The sequence below is a fragment of the Actinoplanes rectilineatus genome (assembly GCF_000962825.1).
GTDB classification, from domain to species: Bacteria; Actinomycetota; Actinomycetes; order Mycobacteriales; family Micromonosporaceae; genus Actinoplanes; species Actinoplanes rectilineatus.
Genome location: NZ_JZKF01000295.1, coordinates 1 through 244 on the forward strand (window position 1 = coordinate 1; position 244 = coordinate 244).

General features: G+C 64.8%; 1 protein-coding gene. It reads left to right on the forward strand.

Translation table 11 applies throughout. The annotated features are described in order from the left end of the window. Nucleotides 1-244 (forward strand): cbb3-type cytochrome c oxidase subunit I (locus WH85_RS46475; protein WP_045748629.1); only part of this gene is annotated, 244 nt, incomplete at both ends.

The window sequence follows — 244 nt, forward strand, 5'->3', positions numbered from 1 at the left end:
CATGACGATGTTCCGGATGCCGATCTTCACCTGGAACATGCTGGTCACCGCGCTGCTGGCGATCCTGATCTTCCCGTTCCTGGCCGCCGCGCTGTTCGCCCTGGCCGCCGACCGGGTGCTCGGCGCGCAGGTGTTCAACGTGAACACCGGCGGGCCGATGCTCTGGCAGCACCTGTTCTGGTTCTTCGGGCACCCCGAGGTGTACATCATCGCGCTGCCGTTCTTCGGCATCATCACCGAGGTC